This is a genomic window from Microvirga sp. TS319, assembly GCF_041276405.1.
Taxonomy (GTDB): Bacteria; Pseudomonadota; Alphaproteobacteria; order Rhizobiales; family Beijerinckiaceae; genus Microvirga.
Genome location: NZ_JBGGGT010000001.1, coordinates 1,743,703 through 1,769,289, shown reverse-complemented (window position 1 = coordinate 1,769,289; position 25,587 = coordinate 1,743,703). Strand labels below are relative to the sequence as shown.

The window sequence follows — 25,587 nt, the reverse complement described above, 5'->3', positions numbered from 1 at the left end:
TCTTCGCCCTGCTACCGGATCAGGATCACGACCTCGACGATGTGATGGAGGAGCAGGGGAGAGCCAGCTGCTTCAACGATTGTGATGATCTTGTCCGACCGGTCCACGTGGGTGAGCCCACCGACTTTACTCCAAGCCTCGCTCAAGCTTTTCGGAGCCGTTCCGATCCGTATTCCGCCACTCTCTCTCTCCATCATCTCCACACCGCGCCCCCGACAGGTCCGCCTCTAGCTTGAACAGCCCGATGCGCTTGCGGGTCAGGCCGGCTATTGGCGGCGGTGCCTGCTACGTGAGCGTCCCTCGCGTTCGAAGCCGGAGGCTCCTATGCGCCTCGCCCCACTCTGCCCGTTCCTTGCTTCGGGGGTGAATCCCTGGATGGCATGAGTGAGGCATAACATCATGCTGAACCTATCCTGAAAGGGATTCACTATGACGATTACCGTTTCAAGCAGTGCCGATATCTGGAGCAGGACTCCGGATAACGATCATGATCAGGCCCGCGAAAGCGACATTGCCCGCCAAATCGATGATGTCTTGGCGATTCTCGCCGCCATCGAGGCGAGTTTCGAGACGAATCGACAATGTTTGCTGGATTGGGCGGGCCCGGAGGTTCTTAAGCTGCGCTTCCTCAAACAACTCGATGTGCGCCAAACGAGACAGCGGGAATGGCTCGTGCAGAAGCTAGTCGAACTGCATCACTGTAAGACTATGGTGCCGCTGGCCATGAAATCATAGCCTGTCTTGAGGCTCGTCTATGAGGGCTCTGTTGTATGGACTTGAGAGGGGCAGAGCGAACCCAGTCGAGCGGCCCATTCAGGCCGGCAAACCGAAGCCCTGTTTCACAAGACGGATTTCGCCTGCCACGTCCGGTGTGCCAGGCCGCAACGACCTTGCGGGCCGGCACTGAGCGCAGTCACAACGGAGCGGGACAAATGAGGCCATTACGTTGGCTCGCGCGGTCCGAGCCATCCAGGATGCAGCCGCTCCACGTTGACGAAGGCTGCCCCGGCTGCGGCCATCATCGCCAAAACGCCCCAGGTGAGTGCATAGACGAGGTGATTGTTCGAAAAGGCGATCACCGTCAGCCCTGCGACGGGCAAGCCGCTTTTGCCGGGGGTGCGTTCGGCATCGATGAAGTAGGGTGCGACCTTCGCTAAGCGGTGCGACGCGGCGATCGCCGCCACGTCGCGGGAAAACCAGCGATCCGAAGTCGGGTCGTTTGCCCGCAAAAAGGCACCACCTGGCTCGGACATGCGCAGGAGGCCCACTATGGTGACGGGTCCCGGGTCCTGAGGTCGCCACGTGGCCGGATCGCGTTCGGTCGCTGGCACGAAGCCTCGGTTGATGAGGATTGTCGTCCCGTCATCGCGGGCTAAAGGCGTCATGACCCAATATCCACCACCCAGATCCGTCACGGCTTGGACGAGCGTCGAGCGATCATCAACCCAGGTCCCCGTCATCATTACGCGGCGGTACTCGTCCGTGCCAGCCGATATGCCTGCCCAGTCTTCCGGCCCTGGCGCAGGGGTTGGGGCTGCGTGAACCCGCGTCTCCACGCGCGCGATCAGGTCGAGCTTATAGGCGCGGCGATGGACCTGCCAGACGGCGAGCGAGGCGAGGGCGACCACGAGCAGAATCGCTGCGATGTCGAATGCGGCCAGCGCAGCGATGCTTTTGGCAGTCAGGGCTTTTGCAACGCCTCGTGCGGCGTCATCGGCATCATGTTCTGGTCCAGGTGGTACATGACCCATATCGAGCCAACCAGCGTGATAACAACAAGAATGAGCGTAAACAGCAGGGCCAGGAAGGTCCAGCCGCCCTCTGACTTGGTATTCATATGCAGGAAGTAGATCATATGAACAATGATCTGTACCGCCGCCAGCGCCATGATGACGATGCCGGTCATGCGCGTATCGTTCAGGACATTGCCCATGACGAGCCAGAACGGTATGGCGGTGAGGATGACCGACAGGATAAAGCCGGTCATGTAGCTCCTGAACGTGCCCTGCGCGCCATGAGGGTGATGCTCCCCATGCGCCTCACTCCGACCTTGATTCGGACCGATCCCGGACGCAGCAACCTCACTCATTGCATGGACCCCATCAGGTAAACGAAGGTGAATACGCCGATCCAGACCACGTCGAGGAAGTGCCAGAACATGGACAGGCACATGAGCCGACGCTGGTTCTCCGCGACGAGACCGCGCTGGCGCACCTGAACCATCAGCGTCACGAGCCAGACGATGCCGAACGTGACGTGCAGGCCATGCGTCCCCACGAGCGTAAAGAAGGAGGAAAGAAAGGCGCTGCGTTGAGGGGTAGCGCCCTCGCTGATCAAATGTGCGAATTCATAAAGCTCGATTCCGAGAAAGGCTGCACCGAGCAGACCGGTTACCGCGAGCCAGGCGAGGGTTTTGGCAACGCGCTCCTTGTCCATCTCCAGCATGGCGAAGCCGTAGGTAATCGATGAAAGGAGAAGGAGGCTCGTATTGACGGCGACAAGCCGAAGGTCGAACAGATCCGCTCCCGACGGGCCCGCCGCATAATTGCGGCCGAGCACGCCGAACGTGGCGAACAGGACCGCGAAAATGAGGCTGTCGCCCATCAGGTAGATCCAGAATCCGAACAGCGTGCCTCCCTCGCCGTGGGCGTGCTCCTCGTGCTGGTAGAAGACCGGTGCCGTAGTGCCGGGTGGTGGAGTCATTTCATGCATCGGCTCAGGCCTCTCCTGCGAGCTGCGCCATTCTTCGGCTTTCGAGCCGGACGACGTCCTCCGCCGGGACGTAATAGTCCCGGTTGTAATTGAATGTATGGATGATGGCGGTCGCGATGAGAGCCACGAAAGACAGGGCTGCGAGCCACCAGATGTACCAGATCAGAGCGAAGCCGAGCACGGTGCTGAGCCCGGCCAGGATAACCCCTGCGCCGGTGTTCTTGGGCATGTGGATCGGCTTGAAGCCCTCCAATGGATGGTCGTAGCCGCGTTTCTTCATGTCCCACCACGCATCGAGGTCGTGGACCACCGGCGTGAACGCGAAGTTATAGGGTGGGGGCGGAGAGGATGTCGACCATTCGAGGGTTCGCCCGTCCCACGGGTCGCCTGTCAGATCGCGTAGCTGCTCGCGTCTGAGATAGCTGACGAAGAGCTGGATCAGGAACGCCACGATGCCGGCCATGATGATGAAGACGCCGATTGCGGCGATCGTCAGGTACGGCTGCACGGCCGGGTCCTCGAAATGCTGCGTCCTGCGTGTCACGCCCATGAGGCCCAGGATGTAGAGCGGTGCGAATACGGTCCAGAAGCCGACCAGCCAGCACCAGAACGACGCCTTGCCCCAGAACGGGTCGAGCTTGTAGCCGAACGCCTTGGGAAACCAGTACTGGACGCCTGCCAGGAGCCCAAACACCACGCCGCCGATGATGACGTTGTGGAAGTGGGCGACCAGGAACAGGCTGTTGTGCACCACGAAGTCGGCGGGCGGCACCGCGAGCAGCACGCCGGTCAGCCCACCGATCACGAAGGTCGGGATGAAGCCCACCACCCAGATGAAAGGAGTCTCGAACCGGATCTTTCCTCGGTACATGGTGAACAGCCAGTTGAACACTTTCGCGCCCGTTGGGATCGAGATGATCATCGTCGCGATGCCGAAAAAGGCGTTGACGTTAGGGCCTGCTCCCATGGTGAAGAAATGGTGCAGCCAGACGAGCCAGGACACGAGGGCAATCACCATCGTGGCGTAGACCATCGACGTGTAGCCGAACAGCCGCTTGCTGCAGAAGGTCGATGTGACTTCCGAGAAGATGCCGAAGGCGGGCAGAACGAGAACGTAAACCTCCGGATGACCCCAGATCCAGATGAGGTTCATGTACAGCATCGGGTTTCCGCCGTAATCGTTCGTGAAGAAATGCGTTCCGACGTAGCGGTCGAGCGACAGGAGCACCAAGGTCACGGTGAGAACCGGGAAGATCGTCACGATGATGGCGTTACTGGCGAGCGTCGTCCAGCAGAAGACAGGCAGCTTCATCATCGTCATGCCCGGGGCACGCATCTTGACGATCGTGGCGATCAGGTTGATGCCCGACAGCGTCGTGCCGACGCCTGCGATCTGAAGTCCCCAGATGTAGTAGTCGACGCCGACCCCGGGGCTGTATGCCGCCCCTGACAATGGGGGATAGGCGAGCCAGGTGGCCCGCGAGAATTCACCGACGAACAAGGACAGCATGGTGAGCGCTGCGCCACCCGCCGTCATCCAGAAGCTGAAATTGTTCAGAAACGGAAAGGCGACGTCCCGTGCGCCGATCTGCAGCGGCATGATGTAGTTCATGATGCCGGTGACGAACGGCATGGCCATGAAGAAGATCATGATCATGCCGTGGGCGCTGAAGACCTGATCGTAATGGTGCGGCGGCAGGTAGCCCTCGTTTGCGCCGACCGAAAGTGCCTTCTGGGTGATCATCATGACCGCGTCGGCGAAACCGCGCAGCAGCATCACGATGGCGAGGATGACGTACATGATGCCGATCTTCTTGTGATCGACGCTCGTGAACCATTCGCGCCACAGATAGCCCCACTTGCCATACCACGTGATGGCTCCGATAAGAACTAATCCGCCCAGGGCCACGACAGCGAAGGTCCCGAGCAGGATGGGCTCATGGTAGGGAATGGCTTCGAGCGTCAGGCGCCCGAAGATGAATTGTTTGAGATCGAGGTTCGAGAACATGCGGATGCTCGTTCCAATCAGTGCTCGTGGCTATCGGTCGGCCGGTTGTTCAACTGGGCGGGCGCAGGCTCCCTGTTCGCGCCCGGGAGGGCGTTGCCCTGTCCCTGGTCGGGTTCGGTCTTGGGAGTGTTGACGCCGCCGCGAGTCAAATCTTGATCCCGTGGCATCATGCCCTGCGGCTGGACCGAGCCCTGGGGCGGGCGGCCCGAGGCGGGAAACGTCGCTCCGGATGGTTCGTCGCCACTTTCCAGGCGGCGGTTGTCATAGTCGAGACGCGCTCGGTTCGCTTCGCTCTCGTCGGCTGCGCCACCCGTCCTGTCGATGTGGTGCATTTCGGTGACGCACATCTGACCCGGCCTGACGCATAAGCCGAGAACGGCATCATAGAGGCCGTTCTCCACCGACGCGAAATAGCGGACCGGCTCCGCTTCGCTCGGCTTTTCGAGCTTAAGATAGGCCTCGCGGTCGAGGGGAGTACCAGTCGACCTCACCTTCGCGACCCAATCCTCGAAGCCGTGCTGGCTGAGGCTGAGGTAGCCGAAATTCATGCGGGAGAAGCCCGATCCGCTATAATGGGCGGATTGTCCGCTGAACTCGCCCTCGTGGTTCATGACGGCGTGGAGATTCGTTTCCATGCCTGGCATGGCATAGATCATGCCTGCCAGAGCGGGAACGTAGAACGTATTCCATACGGACGAGGACGTGATCTTGAACGTGACCGGCACGTTCGCCGGTGCTGCCATCTCGTTCAGGCTCGCGATCCCGAATTCGGGATAAATGAACAGCCATTTCCAGTCGAGCGCGACGACCTGGACCGTCAGGGGTTTCACGTCGGCAGGTACAGGCTTGTTGGGTGCGAGCCGGGTGAGCGGTCTGAAGGGATCGAGCGTGTGCGTGCCGATCCAAGCCATGGCCCCCAATGCAATGATGATGAGCAGGGGCACTGTCCAGATGATCACCTCGAGCTGGGTCGAGTGGTGAAAATCGGGATCGTAGGTCGAGTCGGGGTTCGATGCCCGATAGCGCCAGGCGAAGATGAAGGTCAGCGCGATCACCGGCAGGATGACGAGCAACATCAAGGCAGTCGATGCAATGATGAGATTGCGCTGCTGGACCGCGACGTCGCCAGACGGATTCATGACAACCATGTTGCAGCCGGCGAGCAGCGCCGAAGTGGTGAGGAGAACCAAGCCTCTTAGGACTTTACGCTTCAGGGATCCGCCTGGATGGTGAGACGCGTTGTTACGAAATGGATGCAACGACTTCCGCATGGTTCAAACCTGCCGGATTTCTGAGCGAGACAGGCTAAGCGCCACGAGGGTCGTGACTGCCCCCGACAGCAGATACAGACCCACGCAGGCAAGTCCGTAACGGGCTGACAGGAACAAAACGATCAGTGGTGCAAAGCCTGCCCCGAGCAGCCAGGCGAGGTCGTTGGTGAGCGCTGCGCCAGTGTAGCGGTAGCGTCGACCAAGTTGCGACGTTACCGCGCCGGAGGATTGTCCGTAGGACAGGCCGAGCAGAGTGAAACCCGCATTGACGTAGATCGTCTGTCCGATCGCATTCTCCTCGACCACCAGGGGAGCGATGATGCTGCAGATGGCGAAGACAGCGATGAGGCCGGCCGAGATCAGAAGGAGCCTCCGGCGGCCGATCTGGTCGGCGATGAGGCCCGAGGCCACAACCGCGCCAGCGCAGATAAAGGCGCCGGAGCATTGAACCATCAGAAACTCGCCTGCCGAACGTTGGGTGAACAGCGTGATCCAGCTGATGGGAAACACCGTGACGAGGTGAAACAGGGCAAAGCTCGCCAATGGGATCAATGCGCCGACAACAAGGACGCGCGCGTGGGTCCGGAACAGTGGAATGATGGGCGAGGGGTCGAGCCGCCGCTGTTCGAGAAGGCGTGAAAACTCTTCAGTGGCCACCAGCCGCAGCCGCGCGAATATGGCCACGACGTTGATGGTGAACGCGCAGAAGAAGGGATAGCGCCAGCCCCAATCCAGAAAATCGGCCTCTGTCAGGTTGAGCATGAAGAACGAGAACAGCGTGCTGGCGACCATGAAACCCAGCGGGGCGCCGAGTTGTGGGATGGACGTGTAGAAGCCGCGTCGCTCAACGGGCGCATTGAGCGCGAGAAGCGAAGCGAGGCCGTCCCAAGCACCGCCCTGCGCGAGTCCTTGGCCGATCCGGAGAATGCCGAGGAGGTACAGGGACCAGGCCCCAATCTGCGCGTAGCCGGGCAGGAAGGAGATCGCCATGGTGGAGAAGCCGAGCAGGAAGAGCGCGATGGTGAGTTTAACGCCACGGCCGTACCGGCGGTCGACCGCGGTGAAGATGATCGAACCGATTGGCCGGGCGATAAAAGCCAGCGAGAACATGGCAAAGGCGTAGAGCGTCGCCGTCACGGGTTCCGCAAAGGGAAAGAACACCTTGGGAAACACCACCACGGAAGCAATCGCGAAAACAAAAAAGTCGAAATATTCCGCGGCTCGGCCGATGACGACGCCAATCGCGATCTCACTCGGCGCAACCCTGTGATCGGTGGACACCAGGCGGGCGTCCCGCTCGAGGGGAGTGGAGGTGGGCTGAGATCCTTGGACCTGATCCATCGTCATCTGGGCGATAGCCTCCAGTGCGAATAGGTCAACCTCGTCGGTAGATCCGGTTCAGGCCTATGACGACCTGTCCTTCAGTTACTCGACCTGAGGCATCGCTGCCGTAATTCAGGGTAAAGTTAACCGCAGGTTCTAGGGCCGGCGGTCGGTTCAGCAAGCCGGACCCTGAGCATTTTGGTCTGCGATAGCTCCTTCGAGTGTCGGAACAGGAGCGGACTGGATGGGTAAGCGCAAGCATAGCAATGGGATACGGTCCCTGCGGATTGCGCTCCAAGGCCATATGGGCCTGACATGAGGAAAGGAGTTTGACGTGGGAGGTGGCGTCCTCTTCCGCTTCGACGCTCTCGTGTCAGGATGACCGTACCCGGTCCTGTTTCCTTCCTGTATTCGCGCCATGAGCGCATCGAGCAGCCCTTCGGGTCCGATCAACCGATGCGCTCCTCCAGGCAGGCTCCCGTCTGGTGGCGCATGGATTCATGCATGTTACCGGCATGGCGCAGGATACGACATGTGTCCATGTGCCTGCTCCTAAAGCTTGGCCTTTCTGACGGATCGGGGCGAGTTGCTCGGCAATGCGCGGCTCGCCTGCCGCAAGATGCCGACCAGCTTCGATCAGGCTTGGTATTCTCGTTGGAGGTCGTTCATGACGACACTCCTCAGCCATGCAGGCGGGAGCGCATGTCTCTCTCAGCCACGGGTGCCTCCAGGTCCTGCTCGGGCGGTGATACGACCGGTATGCACCCCCCGGTTCCCCCTGTGCAAGCAGGCTCATGAAATTCCCGCCTGCTGTCGAGCCAGGCGCGTCATCTCTGGGAGGTCGGCTGTGAAATGAACCTTGGTCGCAAGACGGATGCTTAGTTCCATGTCGCAGCTGGTTCGAGAGCAGATCCCGTGTGGCGCGCAAATACTTAGGTTTGCACAATAGAACGGCTCTAAAGTGAGACAAAGCTGTAATTAGAATAATTATAATCCAGTATCGCAATGTATAAATTTCGATTTACATAGTGACATCTTTGGGAGGGCCTGTTACGTAACTGCATACGCAAACGCGACATAGAACCTTTCGATGGACAAAGCCTCTCTCAATTGGTCCCTCAAGGACGATATCCGTGACTATTGGAGCAGGCGCTCGGAAACGTTCGATCTCTCGCCCGGGCATGAGATCTTCAACGAAGAGGAGCGCAACGGCTGGCTTGCGCTGTTCCGGCGGCATCTCGGTGAAGGAGCGGGCAGGCCCGTTCTGGACCTTGCCAGTGGCACGGGCGTGATCTCGCACCTTCTTCACGATCTCGGCTTTGAGGTGACCGGCCTCGACTTTTCCGACGCCATGCTGGCCAGGGCCCGCGCCAAGGCAGGTCAGCGCAAGGCAAGGATCCGCTTCATCGCCGGCGACGCCGAGCAGACCTTGGAGGCGGATGAAGCATATGACGCGGTGGTAACACGCCACCTGGTCTGGACCCTCGTCAATCCGCCGGAGGCCTTCGCGGAATGGTTCCGCGTCTTGAAGCCGGGTGGAACCCTTCTCATCGTCGATGCTGATACGGGTGCGCCGAGAACCTTCAAAGCTCGTGCTCTGCGTTCCATTGCCAAGCTGGTGGCCAAGATTTCGCCGGGTCCCTCGCGGCCCGGAATGGATATGGAAACGCACAACCGTATCCTCAGGCAGGTTTACTTTTCGGCAGGGGCTCGCGCGGATCGGATTGTCGATCTCCTGCAGGCGACGGGGTTCCGGGATGTGGTCATCGACCGGAACCTGTCGACGATCCATCGTGGCCAGTGGCGTAACATGCCCCTGCGCCAACAACTCGAACGGGCAAGCCAGGACCGCTATGCGATCCAGGCCCGCAAACCCTGAAGCTAGAGCTTCGAACGCAAAAGTGGGAACCGGTTTTGCGTGGAAAGATGCTCAAGCAAGGAGAGCTTCGAACGCAAAAGTGGGAACCGGTTTTGCGTGAAAAGATGCTCGAGACCATAGACTGACAGCATCGGAAGCGGGGTCGATTCCACACCCGATGCAGTAACGCGGGCCTCGGGATTTCATTCAACCAAGGGCCTTGAACCCTTCGATTGAGGATACACACAGATGCCACACGCATTCCCGTCCAGACTCATCCAGCATGCGATCCTGGCCGTAGCACTCGTGTTACTGACCTTGGGGCTGGCAAGCCCCGGTCGGGCCGCCGATACGATGATCAAAGTAACCGACCTGGCAGGTCGCACGGTCACGGTGAAGAAGGGAGTTCAGCGCGCGATTCTCGGCGAAGGACGCTTGTTCTACGCAACGGTCGTGCTCAATAAGGAACATCCCTTCGCGCAGCTGGCGGCCATCGGCGACGATCTTCCGAAATTCGATCCCGATACCTGGAACCAGTATCTGGCGAATGTGCCGGATGCGAAGAGCGTGACCCTCGTCAGTGCCCTCGCGTCCAGCGATTTCAGCGTCGAAAAGGCGGTCGCGCTTGATGCCGATCTCATCGTCCTGTCACTCGGCTTCTACGATAAGGCCAAGGAGACGGGCATTCTCGACAATCTTGAGAAGGCTGGCATTCCGACCATCTTCATCGACTTCCGCGAACGGCCGACACAGAATGCCGTTCCCAGTATGCTGCTCCTGGGCCGTGTCTTTGACCGCCAGGATCAGGCACAGGAATTCGTCGATTACTACACTCAGCAGATGCGCCGCATCTACAACGTCACGAACCGCCTGAAGCAGAACGAGCGACCTCTCGTCTTCGCCGAGCAGGCCGCAGGCCTGGAGCCGGACACCTGCTGCCGCTCCTTCGGTAATTTCAATTTCGGCGAATTCGTCTCGGAAGCGGGCGGCCTGAACTGGGGTTCCAAATTCTTCTCCGGCGCAAGCGGCATAGTCAATCCGGAGAAGATCATCGTCGAGGACCCGACCTATCTGCTGATGACCGGTGCGAACTGGTCGAAGTCCAATCCCGGCAACAAGGCCGTCTGGCTTGGTTATGAGGCCCAACCCCAGAAGGCTCAGGAGCAGATCCGAGGTCTCGTTCAGCGTCCGGGCTTTGCCGAGCTTTCCGCCGTGAAGAGCAAGAAGGTGATGGCGATTTACCATCAATTCTATCAGAGCCCGTACCACTTCGTCGCCATCCAGGCTCTGGCGAAGTGGATCCATCCGGACAAATTCGAGAATCTCGATCCCCAGGCGACGTTCCAGGAGCTGCACGACAAGTTCCTGCCGATTCCGCTGACTGGAATTTTCTGGACCGAGCTGAAGTAGCACTGACGGTGTGGGGCCACGGACCCACACCGTCTTCTTTTGAAAAGAGCATTTCTCATGATTGAGTTGAGCGTCGGCACGGGAGCAGGGGCGCGCTATCATCGCCGCACGCTGCAACGCTTGGCCTATGTGGCAGGAGCCATCGCTCTCCTGGCCTTGGCACTGATCATCGATGTGTCCGTCGGCCCGGGCAATTTCTCGCTGAGGGAAGTCGCGGGCACGATCCTCGATCCCGGCTCCTATGGGGACAAGCTCGACGTCATCGTGTGGAACGTGCGCCTGCCGGTGGCCATCATGGCGATCCTTGTCGGTGCCATGCTGGGCATAGCGGGAGCCCAGATGCAGACGATCCTGAACAATCCTCTCGCAGATCCGTTCACTCTCGGCATCTCGTCGGCGGCCAGCTTCGGGGCGGCGCTAGCCATTGCGGTTGGCGTCAGCCTCGTTCCCTTTGCAGGTGCTTTTTTGGTGACCGCAAACGCCTTCCTGTTCGCTCTTGCGACCTCTGTGATCCTGTTTCTCTTTACGCGCATGCGTGGCGTTACGATCGAAACGTTCGTCCTGGTGGGAATCGCGATGTTCTTCACCTTCAACGCGCTCCTCGCCTTCATTCAGTATCAATCCTCCGAAACGCAGCTCCAGCAGATCATATTCTGGATGATGGGCAGCCTCGCCCGCGCAACCTGGACCAAGATCGCCGTCTGCATCGTCCTCCTGGCGCTCGTGATTCCGATCTGCATGAAACGCAGCTGGATGCTCACGGCACTGACCATGGGAGACGAGCGGGCCTCGAGCCTGGGTGTCCCCGTCGCGCGTCTGCGGCTCGAAATGCTCGCCTGCATCTCTATCCTGGCCTCGACGGCTGTGGCCTTCGTAGGAACCATCGGCTTCATCGGCCTTGTCGGGCCTCACATCGCCCGGATGCTCGTGGGAGAAGACCAGCGCTACTTCCTGCCTGTTTCCGCCGCGTCTGGGGCCATCATCCTCTCGGTCGCCTCAACGCTGTCCAAGGGCATTACGCCTGGTGTGATCTATCCTATCGGCATCATCACGGCACTGGTAGGCGTGCCGTTCTTCCTGAGCCTGATCCTGTCCGTGCGTCGGGAGAGCTGGCGATGAGTCTGACAATCAGAGACTTGAGCTTCGGCTACCGGCATCTGCCCCTGTTTGAATCCATCGAGGCAGCGGATATCCGCAGGGGCGAGATCACAGCCGTCGTCGGACCGAACGGGGTTGGCAAGTCATCCCTGTTTCGCCTGATTGCCGGCTTGCTCAAGCCCCGGACGGGTTCGATCGTCCTGGACGACATTGATCTACTTCGCCTCAGCAGTGCCGGGCGCCACGAGGCCGTATTCTTCCTGTCTCAGCATGTGGGCATGCGGGCTGCGCTCAGCGTCTTCGACGTGGTGCTTCTCGCCCGTAAGAGCGGTCGGGGAGGGCGTGCGTCCGCCTCCGATCTCATGCGCGTCGAGGAGGTTCTCGATCAACTCGGAATCGGAATGCTGTCCGACCGGCCGGTGACGGACCTGTCGGGTGGGCAGCAACAGCTGGCCGGAGTGGCTCAAGCCTTGGTGCAGGATCCGCAGATTCTGCTGCTCGACGAGCCTACGAGCGCGCTCGATCTGAGGCGGCAGCTCGAGGTGATGGAACTCGTGCAGCGAGTGACGGAAAGCCGGGGCATCGTGACGCTGGTCGCATTGCATGATCTTGGTCTTGCCAGCCGCTTCGCCAAACGCTTCATGCTGCTGAAGGCCGGTCAGATCGCGGCTGACGGCCCTCCGGACGAGGTCCTGTCCGGAGAAGCCATCGAGACGGCCTACGGCGTCGGTATCCATGTGGAACGCGCATCGACCGGTACGCTCATGGTCGATGCCTATCTGCGCCGTTCTTAGGGAACCAGGGTCCGGCTGAGGGCACTGTGGGCGATGTCCGCATACCCATTGTAGTCAGACGATCGTCACCCAGCCCATCGTGCGGACAGGTGGACCCGGTTCTCGCAAGAACGATGCGCTGCTTCCAAGAAGGGAGCATCGCAATGGGCGTCGTTCAGTGCAGAATGGTCGGCATGGTTCGCCGAGAGACAGGTGGCGCCAGCGGCGGTCCAAGGCTCGCGAGAGTTCCGGCAGCAGCCTTCAAGGCAGCCGCCAAACGTGGAGCATCGGCCTGTTTCGCAAGGTCCTCCGTCGTGGGTGCAGGAGGAGCTGGAACGGGGCCCCTGGCCTGAGCGAGAGCTCTCAGGAGGCTCATCTCGTCCTGAGTGATGCGACAACAGCTTGCAGGCATGAATTGCCAGGGCCGTTGCCATTCGGCACGCAGTGCCCGAACAACGCCCGCCATCGCAGCAACGAGCCGCGGGCCATCCACATAGCCGAGAGCGTCTTCGGCGCATTGATGGCCCGCGTCCCAGCAGGCAACATCTTGTGTCATGTAGCCGGCCGCGATAAAGCGCGTGATTGTGAGAGCAAGGATCTCAGCCTGATCCGTGCAGACGTCTGTGATTTTCGGCCGGGGCGCATGTTCATTCCTGTCCATGGGCTCTCTCGCATTGACGGGCATCAGGTCCGTGATGGGCACGGTGTCTGTTTCAGGACAGCCGATGACGTTATGAATGTCAAGGAATAAGCCAATGAAATCATCCACTTAGAAGGTCTCTAAACTGCCTTTAATTGAAGTGTTTCTAATCTCCTCCACGTTTCTCATTCATACGTCATGGTCCTCATCGTGCGCGGTGAGCTATGAGGCCAATTCGTGGGTCCCAGAAAAGCGAATGCCAAGCAATACAGGATCCGCCGTTCACCCGTACGAGGTTGCATCATGAGACCGATCTTTCTGTCATGGCAGTTCTGGGCGCTGCTCTCGGCGGCCTTCGCAGCACTGACTGCCGTCTTCGCCAAGATCGGGATCGAGAGCGTCAATTCCGATTTTGCGACCTTCATCCGCACATGCGTGATCCTCTGTGTTCTCGCGGCAATCCTGATCGGAACGGGGCAGTGGCAGCCGCTCGGATCGGTGTCGGGCCGCAGCTATCTCTTCCTTGTGCTCTCCGGGCTGGCGACCGGAGCATCGTGGATCTGCTATTTCCGCGCTCTCAAGCTCGGCGATGCCGCGCGCGTGGCTCCATTGGACAAACTGAGTGTCGTTCTGGTTGCCGTCTTTGGCGCCGCCTTCCTGGGCGAGCGGCTCTTGCTGCCCAACTGGATCGGAGTCGCTTTCATCGCCGCTGGCGCAGTCCTCGTCGCCTACAAAGGCTGACGGCAATAGGTCCCGCGACCCGTTCAGCCGCCTGCTCTCCATGGTCCTCGTGCTGCGGAACAGCAGAGAGAAGTTCCGCATCGCCGTCGGTTCACCTCATTGAGCGGCGATGCTCCATTGAGCCGAGAGAGTTTATCGGGGTTGCGCATTGATCGATCTGCTCGATCACGGCGCATGTAGGCCTGGGGGCTGCATCCCATCTCGGTCCGGAACGCGTAGACGAAAGCCGATGTCGAGCCGTAGCCGAGTTCCATGGCCGTGCGGGTCACATCCAGACCGCCACCCATGAGCTCGATCGACTTGAACAGCCGCAGGCGGCGTCGCCACGTCCGCAGGCTCATGCCCACCTCCGCCTCGAAGCGGCGGGCGAGCGTCCGCTCCGACATCCCGAGTGCCGCGCCCCACGTCCTCGGCCCGCGGCGGTCGGCGGGATCCGCGTAGATCGCCTCGCACAGCGTCATCAGGGGCGATCCCGCGCGGGGCCATGCGAGCGCACCAGGGAGGGGCTGCGCGCGCCGGAGCTGGTCGAGGATCAGGTCCGTCACACGGCCGGCATAGCCGTCACGATCCTCCTCTCCTTCGATTGCGGTGGCCTCGACGATGAGTTCCTTCAGGAGCGGCGTGACGCCGAACACGGTCGGAGCCGTCGGAAGGCCATGCCCGGCCTTATCGGCAATCCAGAGGGAGCGAAACTCCGCCCCGAGCAGGGATCCGACCCGGTGGCGCAGGCCGGTCGGCAACCAGACGGCCTGCTCCGGCGAGATCACGAAGGAGTGTCCCTCGACCGCCACCGTCAGCACGCCGGAGATCGCGTAGGCCATCTGGTTCCAATGATGCGCATGCTCGGGAAAGGAGTGCCGCGCCGGGATCGACTGCGCACGCACGGTCATCGGTCGGGGTGGGGCCACGCCGGGTGGCGCCTCAATGGTCTCCCATGCCATAGCGGCCTCCAGATTGGCGGTTATTCTACATCATCTGGCAGCCTGTCAAAAGACGGACGATCAGCGGTCGAGTATACACGGTCCAACCACGCGCCGATGCGCACCCGATCTCAGTCCGAGGAACCTGCCATGCCCCGCCGCGACAGCCGTGGCCTGCACCTCTCGACCATGTCCGACCGCGCGGCCGACCGCTACAGGGAGGGCGTCGCCCTGCTCCTCTCGGCTTGGCCCGGCGCTGCGGAGGCCCTGGACGAGGCCATCGCGGCCGATCCGGACTTCGCGCTCGCCCATGCGGCGCGCGCCCGCCTGCACGCCATCCGGGCCGAGCTGGCCAAGGCCAAGGCGCGGATCGCGACGGCGGAAGAGATCGTCGCCCGGCGCGGGACCGAGCGGGAGCGCAGCCATGTGGCGATCCTGTCGGTGGCCATCAACGGCAACTCCGCCAAGGCGCTGGAGCGGGCGCTCGCGCATGCGGACATCTGGCCGCGGGACGTCCTGATCCTCTCTCTCCCTCTCGGGGCCTTCGGGCTCTTCGCCTTCTCCGGGATGGCGGACCACGATCAGGCGCGGGTCGATCTCTGCGAGCGCCACGCTCGGCACTTCGACGCCGACGACTGGTGGTTCCTGACCTACCGGGGCTGGTCTCATGCGGAGAACGGCAACGTCGCGCATGGCCGTGCCCTCACGCAGCGCGGCTTCGACCTGCGGAGAAAGAATGCGAACGCGGCCCATGCGCTCTCGCACGCCATGTACGAGAGCGGCGCGCACGATGAGGCGGAGGCGCTGATCGCAGACTGGCTGCCAGGCTACGACCGCGTCGGCATCCTGCATGGCCACATCGCCTGGCACTCGGCCCTCGGAGCCCTCGAGCGCGGCGATCCCGATCAGGCGCTCGCGATCTACGCGGATTACATCCAGCCGTCGGTAACGGCCGGCATGCCGATCAACGTGGTCAGCGATACGGCCTCCTTCCTGTGGCGGCTCAAGGCCTATGGCCATACCGTGCCTATGGGGCTGTGGGAGGACGCTGCCACCTATTCGGGAAGCTACTTCCAGAAAGCCGGCTTTGCCTTCGCCGACGTCCATATGGCACTCATCGCAGCGGCCACCGGCGACAAGATCACCGTCGAGGAGCGCGTTAAGAACTTGATGGAGCTGATCGAGGTGGGAGCCTTGCCCGCCGGTCCGGTGGTGCCGGCGATCTGCCGCGCGGCACTTTCCTTCGCGGAGGAGGATTATGCGGCCTGCGCCCGTGTTCTGGAGCCGGTCGCGGCCGAGGTCGTGCGCATCGGCGGCAGCGGCGCCCAGCGCGAGATGGTCGAGGACATGCTGCTGCTGGCCCTGATGCGCAGCGGCGAGGCCATGAAGGCCGGTGAACTGCTCGACCGCCGCCTCCATTGCCGCCCATCGTCGCGCGACGCGCGCTGGCACGGCATGCTCGGAGCCTGAGGAACCTCATGTCACAGATCAACGCCAATGCCGTGACCGGGGTCGTATCCGCGGTCCGCTCCGGGAATGCCGATGTCTGGCGGCTGGCGATTGCGCAGGCGCTTGGAGGAGCCAACTCGGCGGTGGTGTACGCAACCGGCGCCATCGTCGGCAACATGCTGGCTCCCAGCAAGGCGCTGGCCACGCTGCCGATCTCGATTTTCGTGGTCGGCATGGCGGCCTGCACCCTGCCGGCCGGGGCCATCGCCCGGCGACACGGCCGCCGCGCCGCGTTCCTGACGGGAACGGGATCCGGTGTGCTCGTCGGACTGCTGGCTTCCCTTGCGGTCGTGCGGGGTTCGTTCTGGCTGTTCTGCGTGGCGATGTTCTTCGGCGGGGCCTATGCCGCCGTCGTCCTCTCGTTCCGCTTCGCCGCAGCCGATTGCGTCCCGGCAGCGCGTCGCCCGCGAGCTCTGTCCACGGTCATGGCCGGCGGGGTATTCGCAGGGGTGATCGGGCCACAGCTCGTGACCTACACCATGGACCTGTGGCAGCCCTACCTGTTCGGGGCGACGTATCTGGCGCAAGCGATTGTTGCCGCCGTGTCCGCCCTCGTCCTGCTCGGTGTCCGGGTTCCGATGCCGACAGAGGCGGAGGTGGCCGGCGGCCGTTCGCTCGGGACCATCGTGCGGCAGCCCCGCTTCATCATCGCCGTGATCTGCGGGGTCGTCTCCTACACGCTCATGAACTTCATCATGACGGCCGCACCTTTGGCGATGCGCCTGTGCCGGCTGTCGCAGGAGACATCCAACGTCGGCCTGCAATGGCACATCATCGCGATGTACGCCCCAGGGTTCTTTACCGGACGGCTAATCACGCGCTTCGGCGCGCACCGCGTGGTGGCTGCCGGCCTGGCCTTGACCGCCGCTTCCGCCGCCATCGGACTGACCGGCGCGGACGTGGCGCATTTCTGGCTGACCCTGATCCTGCTCGGGCTCGGCTGGAACTTCGGCTTCGTCGGCGCCTCGGCGCTCGTGCTGGAATGCCATCGCCCCGAAGAGCGGACGAGGGTGCAGTCCCTGAACGACTTCCTGGTGTTCGGCACGATGGCGGTCGGCTCGTTCTCGTCCGGCAGCCTGCTGACCACCTACGGCTGGGACATGGTGCTCTGGGTATCGTTTGTTCCCCTTACGGTTGCGCTCGCGGCCCTCGTTACCATGGCGTCGTCCCCACCGGGCGAGCGGTCGAGTAAGATACGCGGCGTCTCAGGGTTATGAACTACCCCTGACAATTTCGTCTCCGGAGGCCCTGGGCGCCAGCCGCTGATCGAATAAATCCTCACTCCAGCCTTCGGTATAGCCGAAGGCTGGCTATGAAACATCCGCATTGCGCTGCTCGCCGACCCATGGGCCAATGGGCCATGTTCGATATTTCTGTGTGGCACATTCTCGCGATCGGCCTGACCTTTCTCCTTGCCGGTTTCGTCAAGGGCGTAACCGGCATGGGTCTGCCGACGGTGGCCATGGGGGTGCTGGGGGCAATCATGTCACCAGTCGCCGCGGCGGCGCTGCTGATCATTCCGTCCTTCGTCACAAACGTATGGCAATTGGTCTGTGGTCCGAGCTTTGCCGCGCTTGTCCGGCGGCTGTGGCTCATGATGCTCGGGATCGCGCTCGGCACGCTGGTGGGATCCTCCGTTCTGATAAGCGGACAGACGCAATGGACGACCGCGGGCCTTGGGGCGATCCTGATGGCCTATGCCGGTTTTACCCTGGCGGCTCGGCAGCTCTCTGTACCGGCCCGCTTCGAGACGTGGTTGTCGCCCCTGGTCGGTTTGACGACGGGCGTCATTACCGGAGGCACAGGCGTTTTTGTCATCCCGGCTGTTCCTTATCTTCAAGCCCTTCGGCTGAGCAAAGATGACCTGATTCAGGGCCTAGGGTTCTCCTTTACGGTATCGACGATGGCTCTTGCCGCAGGACTGGCATGGCGTGGGGCGTTCCACTTCGACGGTTTGGCCCTATCCTCCCTGGCGATCGCGCCCGCGCTCCTCGGGATGTGGTTGGGACAGATCGTGAGGCTAAGGGTGAGCCCGGAGAGATTCCGGCGGTGGTTTCTCGCTTGCCTGCTGCTTCTCGGGGCCGAACTCATCCTGAAGTCGATCCTTTTAGCATGAGGTCCAGGGCAGCCCGGTTCGGCAACCGACCTTTCCGTAGACGACAGCATCGGGTGTGAAATCGAACCCACATCCGATGCGCTGTTCTATAGGGAAGCATCGAACCCAAAAGTGGAAGCCACTTTTGGGTTCGATGCTCTAAGTCTATGTTTTTGAGCATCTTTCCACGCAAAACCGATACCCGCTTTTGCGTTCGATGCGCTAACCCATAATTCGCTGCAGCACGGTTGAAACAATCGTGGAGTTGCCAAGTTGACGCAACTGAACTATTGTTCGAACAGACTTATCTTTGAGAGGGAGGGCTGCATGGCTGTGAAACGCTTGCTGAACATTCCTCCCGCGTCCGGACGCTAGGTCCGGTTCCGCGGGACATCTGATCCCGCACGCATAAGTTCATCCCCATTTTCACCGAATATCGGGCAGCTCTCGGGCATCCGTTGGAGCCTTTTGTGCTGCTCGTGCACGTTTTCAGGAGAGGTGCGTCTCGGCGCAGCCTGTTCATGCCCATGACGAAGCAGACCAAACGCGGGGATGCGACCCGCGATGTATTGAGATTCACCTTCCGGCACTGGCGGGACGAGCCGCGCTACGTGGCGCTCGTTGTCGGCACGATCATGATGTCCACCCTCGCGGACGTGTTTATGCCTGTTTTCGCGGGCCGTCTGGTGGATGCCCTTGCAGAAAGCAGCGGCAACCGCGAGGAAGCTTTGACCGCAGCGCTAGGCGCCTTCGCGATCATGACAGGCCTCGGCTTCGTCATGATCGTGATGCGGCATCTGTCGTTCTACGGCATTGTGGAGCTGACCCTACGCATTATGGGACGCGTGGCGCAGGACGCTTTCGCGCGCGTGCAGCGCTTCTCTACGGATTGGCATGCCAACAGCTTCGCGGGCTCGACCGTGCGCAAGATCACGCGTGGCATGTGGGCGCTCGACCTCATGCATGACACGCTTCTTCTGGCGCTGTTGCCCTCGCTCACCGTGCTTGCAGGCTCCATGATCGTGCTTGGTCTGCGCTGGCCCATCATGGGCCTCGTCGTCGGTGTGAGTTCGCTGGCCTATATCGCGATGACAGGGTTGCTCGCCACGCGCTATGTGGCTCCGGCCGCGCGGCTCGCGAACGACTGGGACACGCGCATGGGCGGGACGCTGGCGGATGCGCTGAGCTGCAATCCAGTGGTGAAAGCCTTCGGTGCCGAGGCCCGGGAGGATGCGCGCCTCACGCGTGTCGTCGGCAAGTGGCAGAGTCGCACCCGCCGCGTCTGGCAGCGGGGTACGAATAGCGGCACAGTGCAGTTCATCGCACTGCTCGGCATCCGGGTCGCCATCATCGGCACGGCCATTTGGCTATGGTGGGACAATCGCGCCACACCGGGGGATCTTGCTTATGTGCTGACCACCTACTTCGTGATCCACGGCTACCTGCGCGATGTGGGTATGCACATCAATAATCTGCGCCGTTCCGTGAACGACATGGAGGAGCTTGTTGCGATTACGGGCGAAAAAATCGGCGTGCTCGACCGTCCCAGTGCTCGCGCAATCCGCATCAAGCACGGGGAGGTGGAGTTCAAGCACGTCACCTTCCATTATGCAGGCCACGATACGCCCCTCTACAGGGACCTGTCGTTGACCATTCGCGCTGGCGAGCGTGTGGGGCTTGTAGGGCCGTCCGGCTCCGGCAAGACCACGCTCGTCAAGCTGATCCAGCGCCTCTATGATGTGAATAATGGCGAGATCCTCATTGATGGGCGGAATATCGCCGATATGCACCAAGCGTCCCTGCGTTCGCAGATCGCAATCGTCCAGCAGGAGCCGATCCTGTTCCATCGCACGCTTGCGGAGAACATCGCCTATGCCAGGCCCGGAGCGCGCATGGAGGACATCGAGCGCGCGGCTCGGCTTGCCAACGCGCATGATTTCATCACCAGCCTTCCGAAGGGCTATGCGACGCTTGTCGGCGAGCGTGGGATCAAGCTCTCGGGCGGCGAGCGCCAGCGCGTAGCCATCGCGCGCGCGTTCCTCGCCGACGCGCCCATCCTCATCCTGGACGAGGCGACCTCGGCGCTCGACTCGGAGCTGGAGGTGCAGATCCAGCAGGCAATGGAGCGGTTGATGGTTGGGCGTACCTCCATTGTCATTGCGCACCGACTGTCCACCGTACGGAGTCTCGACCGGATTCTCGTGTTCGAGAAGGGGCGGATCGTGGAGGAGGGCAACCACGACAGCCTCTATCGCAGAGGCGGCCTCTACCGTCGCCTGTGCGAACATCAGGGGCTGGATTTCGCAGGTGGCAAGCCGGCAGAGCTCGCGGCGGAATGAAGTGGGGCCGCACAGCGGAGCTGCAGGGGGGCCATGTCGTCCGAATAAGGGCGATCTACAGCATCGGACGTGAGATCGAACCCACGTCCGATGCTGTCAGTCTATGCGCATGAGCATCGTTTCACGCAAAAATCGGTTCCCACTTCTTCGCACGATACTCTAGTTTACGCCTTCCCGGCCGCACGCCGGTCGCGCTCGGCGCCGCTGAGTGGCATAGGGCAGCGCGAACATGTATAGACCAGTAAACATCAATAGAAAGAGCGGAGGTAATGGTGAGTACACCACCCACGGGGACGGTTCGCCCAGCCCCATCGCGACGAAATTGGCGATGACGGTTGCGGTGAAGGCAGCCGACAGCCAGCGGTGAGCCTGCCGAATCCACATGTTCGAATTCATTGTTAATTCCTTTTGAAGCAAGCCTTGACGGAATTCAGAGTCTCTTTGGGGAGCACAAACTCGGCTGGATGTCTGGCCTATCAGCGTGCCGGACGTCTGTGTAGAAGCGCAGAGCCTTCTCCTGATTGTCCACATGCACACTGGTCAATTTGATACTCATCGATATTCCTCCATGAATCGTATTCGTGCTATTCCATTTGAAACTTAGGGCCTCGCATTGGGCTGCTCCGATGGGCCTCAATCAGATCGTGACAAGACCTGCTCCAGCTTTTCGAAAAATTGCCGCCAACCGGTCTTGGCGCCACCATAGGCCTGCTTCTGTTCCGGCCGAAAACCCGACTGCTCCATGCGCAGATGAGTTCCCCTGTTCGTGGGAATGAGGGTGAATGTCACCACGCTTTTCATATCAAAGGCCGGATCGTCGTGCGTGAAATTCCAAGTGTAGGACAGCACTCTGGTCGGCTCGACCACGAGGACCTCGCAATCCAGAACGCCGCCCCAGTCCCCGCGAAGATTGAAGCGATGTCCGACGATCGGTGCGAAGTCATTCTTCATCAGCCACTCCGCGATCAAATGCGGCTGGGTGAGTGCGCGCCAGATCCTCTCCGGCGGATGATCCATCTCGCGTTCGACGATGACGGAGTGCGTGGCGGCCGATGCGTCGTTCATTGATCCATCCTTTTAAGCAGGTCCTCTAGGTCATCGAACCGCTTTTCCCAGAAGCCTGCCATCTGACCCGTCCAGTCGATCAGCGGAGCCAGGGCGCCGGGCTGCGCGCTGTAGTGCGTCTGGCGACCTTCATGTCGGTCGCGGACCAGCCCGGCCTCCTTCAGGATGCCGAGATGTTTCGACACGGCAGGCTGCGAGACTCTGGCCCGAGCCGTCAGTGCTGTGACCGTCTGCTCGCCCTCGCGACACAGGCGCTCGAAAATGGCGCGCCGCGTCGGATCGGAGAGCGTTCTAAAAAGTATGTCATGGGCCTGTGACATCACGATACATAACTCGTGGGCTATTGATCTAATCAATAACCATAGAGTTATGTATGAGTCAAGCAGGGAGGGCCATGGAACAGTGCAACTCGCGCATCGTGCGAGAAAGCGGCTCCGGTTCTTTGCAAGATCGATCCGCTCTGTCCAAGAAGGGAGCATCGGATGCAATCCCAAAAGGGCAAATCCGCTTCCCGCGTCCGATGCTCTCGTGTCCTTAGAACGTGCCGAACAACGAGCCGCAGACGATCACCGCCGTCAGCGCCAGCAGCGCACTGACGATCCCAACGATGACGATGTCGAAATAGCTCTCGCGGTGGCTTGTGCCGCACAGGGCGAGCAGGGATACCACCGCACCGTTGTGCGGCAGGATATCGAGCGTGCCGGAGCCGATGACCGCGACGCGATGCAGGAGGGCGGGATCGATGCCAAGCTGTGAGGCCAGGTTCATGTAGGTCTCGCCGAGGGCGTCGAGTGCAATCGTCAGACCGCCCGAGGCGGATCCGGTCAGCGCGGCGAGCACGTTCGTCGCCACCGCCAGCGACACGAGCGGCCCACCTCCGATCGTCAGCACCCAGTCCCGGACGAGCGTGAAGGGAGGGAGGGCGGCGATGACGGCGCCGAAGCCGACCAGGCTCGCGATGCTGACGGCTGGGAGCACCGATGCATTGGCACCTGCATCCATGCTCTCACGCAGGGACGGCAGGTGGCCGCGGTTGAGGATGACGAGGACCAGGATCGCGACCGCGAGGGCGACCACGACGGACCACACGCCGGCTACAGCCGACAGGGAGGTACTGCCCCAGCGCTCCTCGGCGAGGTACGAGACGTCAAGGCGCGGCAGAACGATGAGGGACATCAGGAGATTGACCGTGACGACGACGATGAGCGGCAGAGCGGCCCGCAGCGCTGTTGGCGGCTTGGGGCTAGGCTGGCCGTGCGCCATCTCGGCAGGATCGAACTCACGTGCGGTCGTCGCCCGCTCCCGCACCATCTCGTCGCTGGCTGCGGCATTGAGGGAAGCATCCACCTCCGTGCCGTAGCCTTCGCCCGTCCGGCGGGCCGCGGCCTCGGCGCGACGCAGCCACCACAGGCCGATGCCCATCATAATCGCCGCCGCGATGACGCCCAGTCCGGGGGCGGCAAAGGGCGTCGTCCCGAAGAAGGGCATGGGAATCGCGTTCTGGATCGCAGGTGTGCCGGGCAGCGCGGTCATCGTGAAAGTCGACGTGCCGAGCATGATCGCGGCGGGCATCAGCCGCCGCGGGATGTCTGCGGCGCGAAACAGCGCCTGCGCCATCGGTACCAGGACAAAGAAGGCGACGAACAGGGAGACGCCACCATAGGTCACCAGGGCGCCCGCCAGCACGACCGCAAGGATGGCCCGGTCCTTCCCGAGTCGGGCCGTCATGGTGTCGGCGATCGCCGTAACCGAGCCGCTGTCGTTCATGAGCTTGCCGAACAGCGCTCCCAGCAGGAACAGCGGGAAGAACTGTGCCAGGAAGCGCGCGGCGCTGCCCATGAAGATCTGCGTCCAGCTTGCCAGCAAGGGCTCGCCGGCGAGCGCGGCCGCGATCAGAGCCGCGGCGGGCGAAAGCAGCAGCACGCTCCAGCCGCGAAACGCAAGCAAGATGAGAAGGCCGAGGCCGAGCAGGATCCCGAGGAGGCCCATGGGTCATGCGCTCTCGAGCAGCCGGTCGATATCGAGAGTGGAACGCGTCCCGATATTTCGCCCGTCCGTCGTCAGGAACCCCTCCGCGGCGCGGCGTCCCTTGTCCCGTAGCATGGTGAGGAACTCCCATTCGGCATTGAGCTTCGAGGAATAGCCGAGGTCGACCATATGCTCGCTGCTTACCCGGTGGATGCGCATGCCGGCCCATTGGGCGCCTTCGCCGTCGCCTGGATCGGCTACGTGGCGCAGCAGGGCGATCATTCGCAGCTCCTTGAGCAGCACCGCGTTGAAAGACACTTCGTTGAGCCGGTTGATGATGTCGCGAGCGGCCCGCGGCGTACCGTGGCGCTCGACCGGATTGATCTGGACGAGGATCGTGTCCTGCGACGTGCATTCGCGCACGAGCGGGGTGATGGTGGGATTGCCGGAATAGCCGCCGTCCCAATAGGATTCGCCGTCGATCTCGACGGCGTGGAACAGGGTTGGCAGGCAGGCCGAGGCAAGAAGCACGTCCGGCGTGATCTCGGCGTTCCGGAAAACGCGTCCCTGGCCCGTGCGCACATTGGTGGCGGTGACGAACAGCTTGATCGGCCCCGCGGTCAGGCGATCGAAATGAATGCTGTCGGCAAGGATATCCCGCAGGGGATTGAACCCGCGCGGGTTCAAGTCGTAGGGCGAGAAGAGACGGGCCATCAGGTCCATGGCGATGAAAGTGGGTGAATGATCGAGCGTCCAGCGGCCGAGCAGGAGGTCGATAGGTCCCCGCCGCAAAGGGCTGAACCGGGCCGCATCCGAGACCTTGCGCCAGAAAGCCTCGAGCGCCGCTCGTGCCCCGCGCGCTTCACCCTCGGCATAGCCGTCGGCCAGCACTGCGGCATTCATCGCACCCGCCGATGTACCGGAGATGCCGTCGATTTGCAGCCATGGCTCCTCCAATAGCCTGTCCAGCACGCCCCAGGTGAAGGCTCCATGAGCCCCACCTCCTTGCAGCGCGAGGTCAACCAGTCTGGCATCCTGCTGCGGCATACGCCTGATGCGATCATCCGCCATGGTTCCCCCAAGTGGTGTGTCGACTTAGCCGCGCATTAACGCGACACGGCTGGCAGCGCGCGACCCCGTTGCCCCGGGGCCGCCGCAGCAACTCGTCGAACGGCGGCCTCGTGCCTACCGGCGGACCGCACGGGTATTGACCGCCTGCAAGGCGAGCGAGGAGCTTGGCCTTTACCGCCCGCTCTGGCTACCGGGGAAAATCCCGAACCCGAGCGGTGAAAGCACTGAGACCGGGCCGGGTTTGCCCCTGCCGGTGCATAGGCTTCGCACCCGTGGCATTCGCTCATTTCCTCGTTGCCCGGCTGTGGCCATTGCAGAAAGAGCCCGGTCCGCGTCACCGCCTCAAAGCTGACACCTGTTGTGTGGTCGGAATGTGAAAGTCTGCTCCTGACACACATTTTAGGGCCTCCATTCGCATTTTGGTCGGGCAAGAGGTCGCCGCAAAGGGGATACTGACCTACAGTTCTTCAGTCCCGGAGATCGATGCGCCACAACCCAACGGTCGCGATATGATGGCACCGTCCCATGCAGAGCGCCGATTGACGATGAGCAGGGCACCCGGCGTGGTCGGCGTGTCGAGGCTTCAACCTTGGCGGCAGTCAGGCTGCCTTAAAGGCTCGCGCCGGAAGGCACTGCTCATGATCGGAAGACGACGCGTCACATGTGCCTGGAATCGGCATGCGTGGAAGGACTACTGTATCGGACGCGGGAAGTGGGTACCGATTTTGCGTGGAATGATGCTCGAGACCATAGACTGACAGCATCGGATGGGGATTCGATTTCGCG

General features: G+C 61.8%; 22 protein-coding genes. 10 read left to right on the top strand and 12 right to left on the bottom strand.

From position 1 onward, the window contains the following. The first annotated feature begins 429 nt into the window (after positions 1-429). Positions 430-735 carry a hypothetical protein gene (locus AB8841_RS08095; protein WP_370435265.1) on the top strand — a complete coding sequence of 102 codons (306 nt, stop codon included), beginning with the start codon at positions 430-432 and terminating at the stop codon, positions 733-735. A gap of 206 nt (positions 736-941) precedes the next feature. Here the strand turns inward: AB8841_RS08095 and AB8841_RS08090 are convergent, their stop codons facing one another. The 6 genes from AB8841_RS08090 to AB8841_RS08065 all read right to left on the bottom strand — a co-directional run bounded on the left by AB8841_RS08090 (position 942) and on the right by AB8841_RS08065 (position 7,338). Beyond that, a complete protein-coding gene (locus tag AB8841_RS08090) occupies positions 942-1,628 on the bottom strand; it encodes an SURF1 family protein (protein ID WP_370435264.1) in 687 nt (228 codons plus the stop codon). 53 nt (positions 1,629-1,681) lie between these two features. Next, the gene (gene cyoD / locus AB8841_RS08085; RefSeq protein ID WP_370435263.1) at positions 1,682-2,089 is read right to left on the bottom strand and encodes a cytochrome o ubiquinol oxidase subunit IV; all 408 of its coding nucleotides are present in this window, start codon (positions 2,087-2,089) and stop codon (positions 1,682-1,684) included. Beyond that, a complete protein-coding gene (cyoC, locus tag AB8841_RS08080) occupies positions 2,086-2,703 on the bottom strand; it encodes a cytochrome o ubiquinol oxidase subunit III (RefSeq protein WP_370435578.1) in 618 nt (205 codons plus the stop codon). The genes cyoD and cyoC overlap by 4 nt, the downstream gene beginning before the upstream one ends. Positions 2,704-2,716: 13 nt before the next feature. Then, entirely contained in the window at positions 2,717-4,720 is a 2,004-nt protein-coding gene (gene cyoB / locus AB8841_RS08075; protein WP_370435262.1) for a cytochrome o ubiquinol oxidase subunit I, read from the bottom strand. A 17-nt stretch (positions 4,721-4,737) separates the two neighbouring features. Beyond that, entirely contained in the window at positions 4,738-5,868 is a 1,131-nt protein-coding gene (gene cyoA / locus AB8841_RS08070) for a ubiquinol oxidase subunit II (protein WP_370435577.1), read from the bottom strand. A 126-nt stretch (positions 5,869-5,994) separates the two neighbouring features. Beyond that, positions 5,995-7,338, bottom strand: a complete 1,344-nt coding sequence (locus tag AB8841_RS08065) for an MFS transporter (protein WP_370435261.1) — start codon at positions 7,336-7,338, stop codon at positions 5,995-5,997. A gap of 1,066 nt (positions 7,339-8,404) precedes the next feature. Between AB8841_RS08065 and AB8841_RS08060 the strand changes: the two genes are divergently transcribed. The 5 genes from AB8841_RS08060 (at position 8,405) to AB8841_RS08040 (ending at position 13,834) form a co-directional block, all read left to right on the top strand. Beyond that, on the top strand, positions 8,405-9,193 hold the full coding sequence (locus AB8841_RS08060; protein WP_370435260.1) for a class I SAM-dependent methyltransferase: 789 nt from the start codon (positions 8,405-8,407) through the stop codon (positions 9,191-9,193). A 228-nt stretch (positions 9,194-9,421) separates the two neighbouring features. Then, on the top strand, positions 9,422-10,582 hold the full coding sequence (locus AB8841_RS08055; RefSeq protein ID WP_370435259.1) for an ABC transporter substrate-binding protein: 1,161 nt from the start codon (positions 9,422-9,424) through the stop codon (positions 10,580-10,582). 57 nt (positions 10,583-10,639) lie between these two features. Further along, positions 10,640-11,701, top strand: a complete 1,062-nt coding sequence (locus AB8841_RS08050; RefSeq protein WP_370435258.1) for a FecCD family ABC transporter permease — start codon at positions 10,640-10,642, stop codon at positions 11,699-11,701. Further along, positions 11,698-12,474 carry an ABC transporter ATP-binding protein gene (locus AB8841_RS08045; RefSeq protein ID WP_370435257.1) on the top strand — a complete coding sequence of 259 codons (777 nt, stop codon included), beginning with the start codon at positions 11,698-11,700 and terminating at the stop codon, positions 12,472-12,474. The genes AB8841_RS08050 and AB8841_RS08045 overlap by 4 nt, the downstream gene beginning before the upstream one ends. A 922-nt stretch (positions 12,475-13,396) precedes the next feature. After that, positions 13,397-13,834, top strand: a complete 438-nt coding sequence (locus tag AB8841_RS08040; RefSeq protein WP_370435256.1) for an EamA family transporter — start codon at positions 13,397-13,399, stop codon at positions 13,832-13,834. 23 nt (positions 13,835-13,857) lie between these two features. Here the strand turns inward: AB8841_RS08040 and AB8841_RS08035 are convergent, their stop codons facing one another. Then, positions 13,858-14,775 carry a helix-turn-helix transcriptional regulator gene (locus AB8841_RS08035; RefSeq protein ID WP_370435255.1) on the bottom strand — a complete coding sequence of 306 codons (918 nt, stop codon included), beginning with the start codon at positions 14,773-14,775 and terminating at the stop codon, positions 13,858-13,860. Positions 14,776-14,904: 129 nt separating this feature from the next. Here AB8841_RS08035 and AB8841_RS08030 point away from each other — a divergent pair, with 129 nt between their 5' ends. From AB8841_RS08030 to AB8841_RS08015, 4 genes are all read left to right on the top strand, one after another. After that, positions 14,905-16,224: a tetratricopeptide repeat protein gene (locus AB8841_RS08030; protein WP_370435254.1), complete on the top strand. Its 1,320-nt coding sequence runs from the start codon at positions 14,905-14,907 to the stop codon at positions 16,222-16,224. A gap of 8 nt (positions 16,225-16,232) precedes the next feature. Continuing rightward, on the top strand, positions 16,233-17,480 hold the full coding sequence (locus tag AB8841_RS08025; RefSeq protein ID WP_370435253.1) for an MFS transporter: 1,248 nt from the start codon (positions 16,233-16,235) through the stop codon (positions 17,478-17,480). A gap of 143 nt (positions 17,481-17,623) precedes the next feature. Further along, positions 17,624-18,379, top strand: a complete 756-nt coding sequence (locus AB8841_RS08020) for a sulfite exporter TauE/SafE family protein (RefSeq protein WP_370435252.1) — start codon at positions 17,624-17,626, stop codon at positions 18,377-18,379. Between the two features lie 500 nt (positions 18,380-18,879). Beyond that, entirely contained in the window at positions 18,880-20,697 is a 1,818-nt protein-coding gene (locus AB8841_RS08015) for an ABC transporter ATP-binding protein (RefSeq protein ID WP_370435251.1), read from the top strand. Between the two features lie 159 nt (positions 20,698-20,856). Here the strand turns inward: AB8841_RS08015 and AB8841_RS08010 are convergent, their stop codons facing one another. The 5 genes from AB8841_RS08010 to AB8841_RS07990 form a co-directional block, all read right to left on the bottom strand. Further along, a complete protein-coding gene (locus tag AB8841_RS08010; RefSeq protein WP_370435250.1) occupies positions 20,857-21,093 on the bottom strand; it encodes a hypothetical protein in 237 nt (78 codons plus the stop codon). Between the two features lie 237 nt (positions 21,094-21,330). After that, positions 21,331-21,762 carry an SRPBCC domain-containing protein gene (locus AB8841_RS08005; protein ID WP_370435249.1) on the bottom strand — a complete coding sequence of 144 codons (432 nt, stop codon included), beginning with the start codon at positions 21,760-21,762 and terminating at the stop codon, positions 21,331-21,333. Continuing rightward, positions 21,759-22,082, bottom strand: a complete 324-nt coding sequence (locus tag AB8841_RS08000) for an ArsR/SmtB family transcription factor (protein WP_370435576.1) — start codon at positions 22,080-22,082, stop codon at positions 21,759-21,761. Before AB8841_RS08000 ends, AB8841_RS08005 begins: the two co-directional genes overlap by 4 nt. Positions 22,083-22,296: 214 nt before the next feature. Then, positions 22,297-23,751, bottom strand: a complete 1,455-nt coding sequence (locus AB8841_RS07995; protein ID WP_370435248.1) for a GntP family permease — start codon at positions 23,749-23,751, stop codon at positions 22,297-22,299. A 3-nt stretch (positions 23,752-23,754) separates the two neighbouring features. Continuing rightward, positions 23,755-24,801 carry a patatin-like phospholipase family protein gene (locus AB8841_RS07990; RefSeq protein WP_370435247.1) on the bottom strand — a complete coding sequence of 349 codons (1,047 nt, stop codon included), beginning with the start codon at positions 24,799-24,801 and terminating at the stop codon, positions 23,755-23,757. Positions 24,802-25,587 lie beyond the last annotated feature (786 nt).

What these genes read in the sequence shown, in the direction of transcription:
- AB8841_RS08095 (WP_370435265.1), top strand. Translation starts at nt 430, where the DNA reads ATGACGATTACCGTTTCAAGCAGTGCCGATATCTGGAGCAGGACTCCG.
- cyoD (WP_370435263.1), bottom strand. Translation starts at nt 2,089, where the DNA reads ATGAGTGAGGTTGCTGCGTCCGGGATCGGTCCGAATCAAGGTCGGAGT.
- cyoC (WP_370435578.1), bottom strand. Translation starts at nt 2,703, where the DNA reads ATGACTCCACCACCCGGCACTACGGCACCGGTCTTCTACCAGCACGAG.
- cyoB (WP_370435262.1), bottom strand. Translation starts at nt 4,720, where the DNA reads ATGTTCTCGAACCTCGATCTCAAACAATTCATCTTCGGGCGCCTGACG.
- cyoA (WP_370435577.1), bottom strand. Translation starts at nt 5,868, where the DNA reads ATGGTTGTCATGAATCCGTCTGGCGACGTCGCGGTCCAGCAGCGCAAT.
- AB8841_RS08065 (WP_370435261.1), bottom strand. Translation starts at nt 7,338, where the DNA reads ATGACGATGGATCAGGTCCAAGGATCTCAGCCCACCTCCACTCCCCTC.
- AB8841_RS08060 (WP_370435260.1), top strand. Translation starts at nt 8,405, where the DNA reads ATGGACAAAGCCTCTCTCAATTGGTCCCTCAAGGACGATATCCGTGAC.
- AB8841_RS08055 (WP_370435259.1), top strand. Translation starts at nt 9,422, where the DNA reads ATGCCACACGCATTCCCGTCCAGACTCATCCAGCATGCGATCCTGGCC.
- AB8841_RS08050 (WP_370435258.1), top strand. Translation starts at nt 10,640, where the DNA reads ATGATTGAGTTGAGCGTCGGCACGGGAGCAGGGGCGCGCTATCATCGC.
- AB8841_RS08045 (WP_370435257.1), top strand. Translation starts at nt 11,698, where the DNA reads ATGAGTCTGACAATCAGAGACTTGAGCTTCGGCTACCGGCATCTGCCC.
- AB8841_RS08040 (WP_370435256.1), top strand. Translation starts at nt 13,397, where the DNA reads ATGAGACCGATCTTTCTGTCATGGCAGTTCTGGGCGCTGCTCTCGGCG.
- AB8841_RS08035 (WP_370435255.1), bottom strand. Translation starts at nt 14,775, where the DNA reads ATGGCATGGGAGACCATTGAGGCGCCACCCGGCGTGGCCCCACCCCGA.
- AB8841_RS08030 (WP_370435254.1), top strand. Translation starts at nt 14,905, where the DNA reads ATGCCCCGCCGCGACAGCCGTGGCCTGCACCTCTCGACCATGTCCGAC.
- AB8841_RS08025 (WP_370435253.1), top strand. Translation starts at nt 16,233, where the DNA reads ATGTCACAGATCAACGCCAATGCCGTGACCGGGGTCGTATCCGCGGTC.
- AB8841_RS08020 (WP_370435252.1), top strand. Translation starts at nt 17,624, where the DNA reads ATGTTCGATATTTCTGTGTGGCACATTCTCGCGATCGGCCTGACCTTT.
- AB8841_RS08015 (WP_370435251.1), top strand. Translation starts at nt 18,880, where the DNA reads ATGCCCATGACGAAGCAGACCAAACGCGGGGATGCGACCCGCGATGTA.
- AB8841_RS08010 (WP_370435250.1), bottom strand. Translation starts at nt 21,093, where the DNA reads ATGAATTCGAACATGTGGATTCGGCAGGCTCACCGCTGGCTGTCGGCT.
- AB8841_RS08005 (WP_370435249.1), bottom strand. Translation starts at nt 21,762, where the DNA reads ATGAACGACGCATCGGCCGCCACGCACTCCGTCATCGTCGAACGCGAG.
- AB8841_RS08000 (WP_370435576.1), bottom strand. Translation starts at nt 22,082, where the DNA reads ATGTCACAGGCCCATGACATACTTTTTAGAACGCTCTCCGATCCGACG.
- AB8841_RS07995 (WP_370435248.1), bottom strand. Translation starts at nt 23,751, where the DNA reads ATGGGCCTCCTCGGGATCCTGCTCGGCCTCGGCCTTCTCATCTTGCTT.
- AB8841_RS07990 (WP_370435247.1), bottom strand. Translation starts at nt 24,801, where the DNA reads ATGGCGGATGATCGCATCAGGCGTATGCCGCAGCAGGATGCCAGACTG.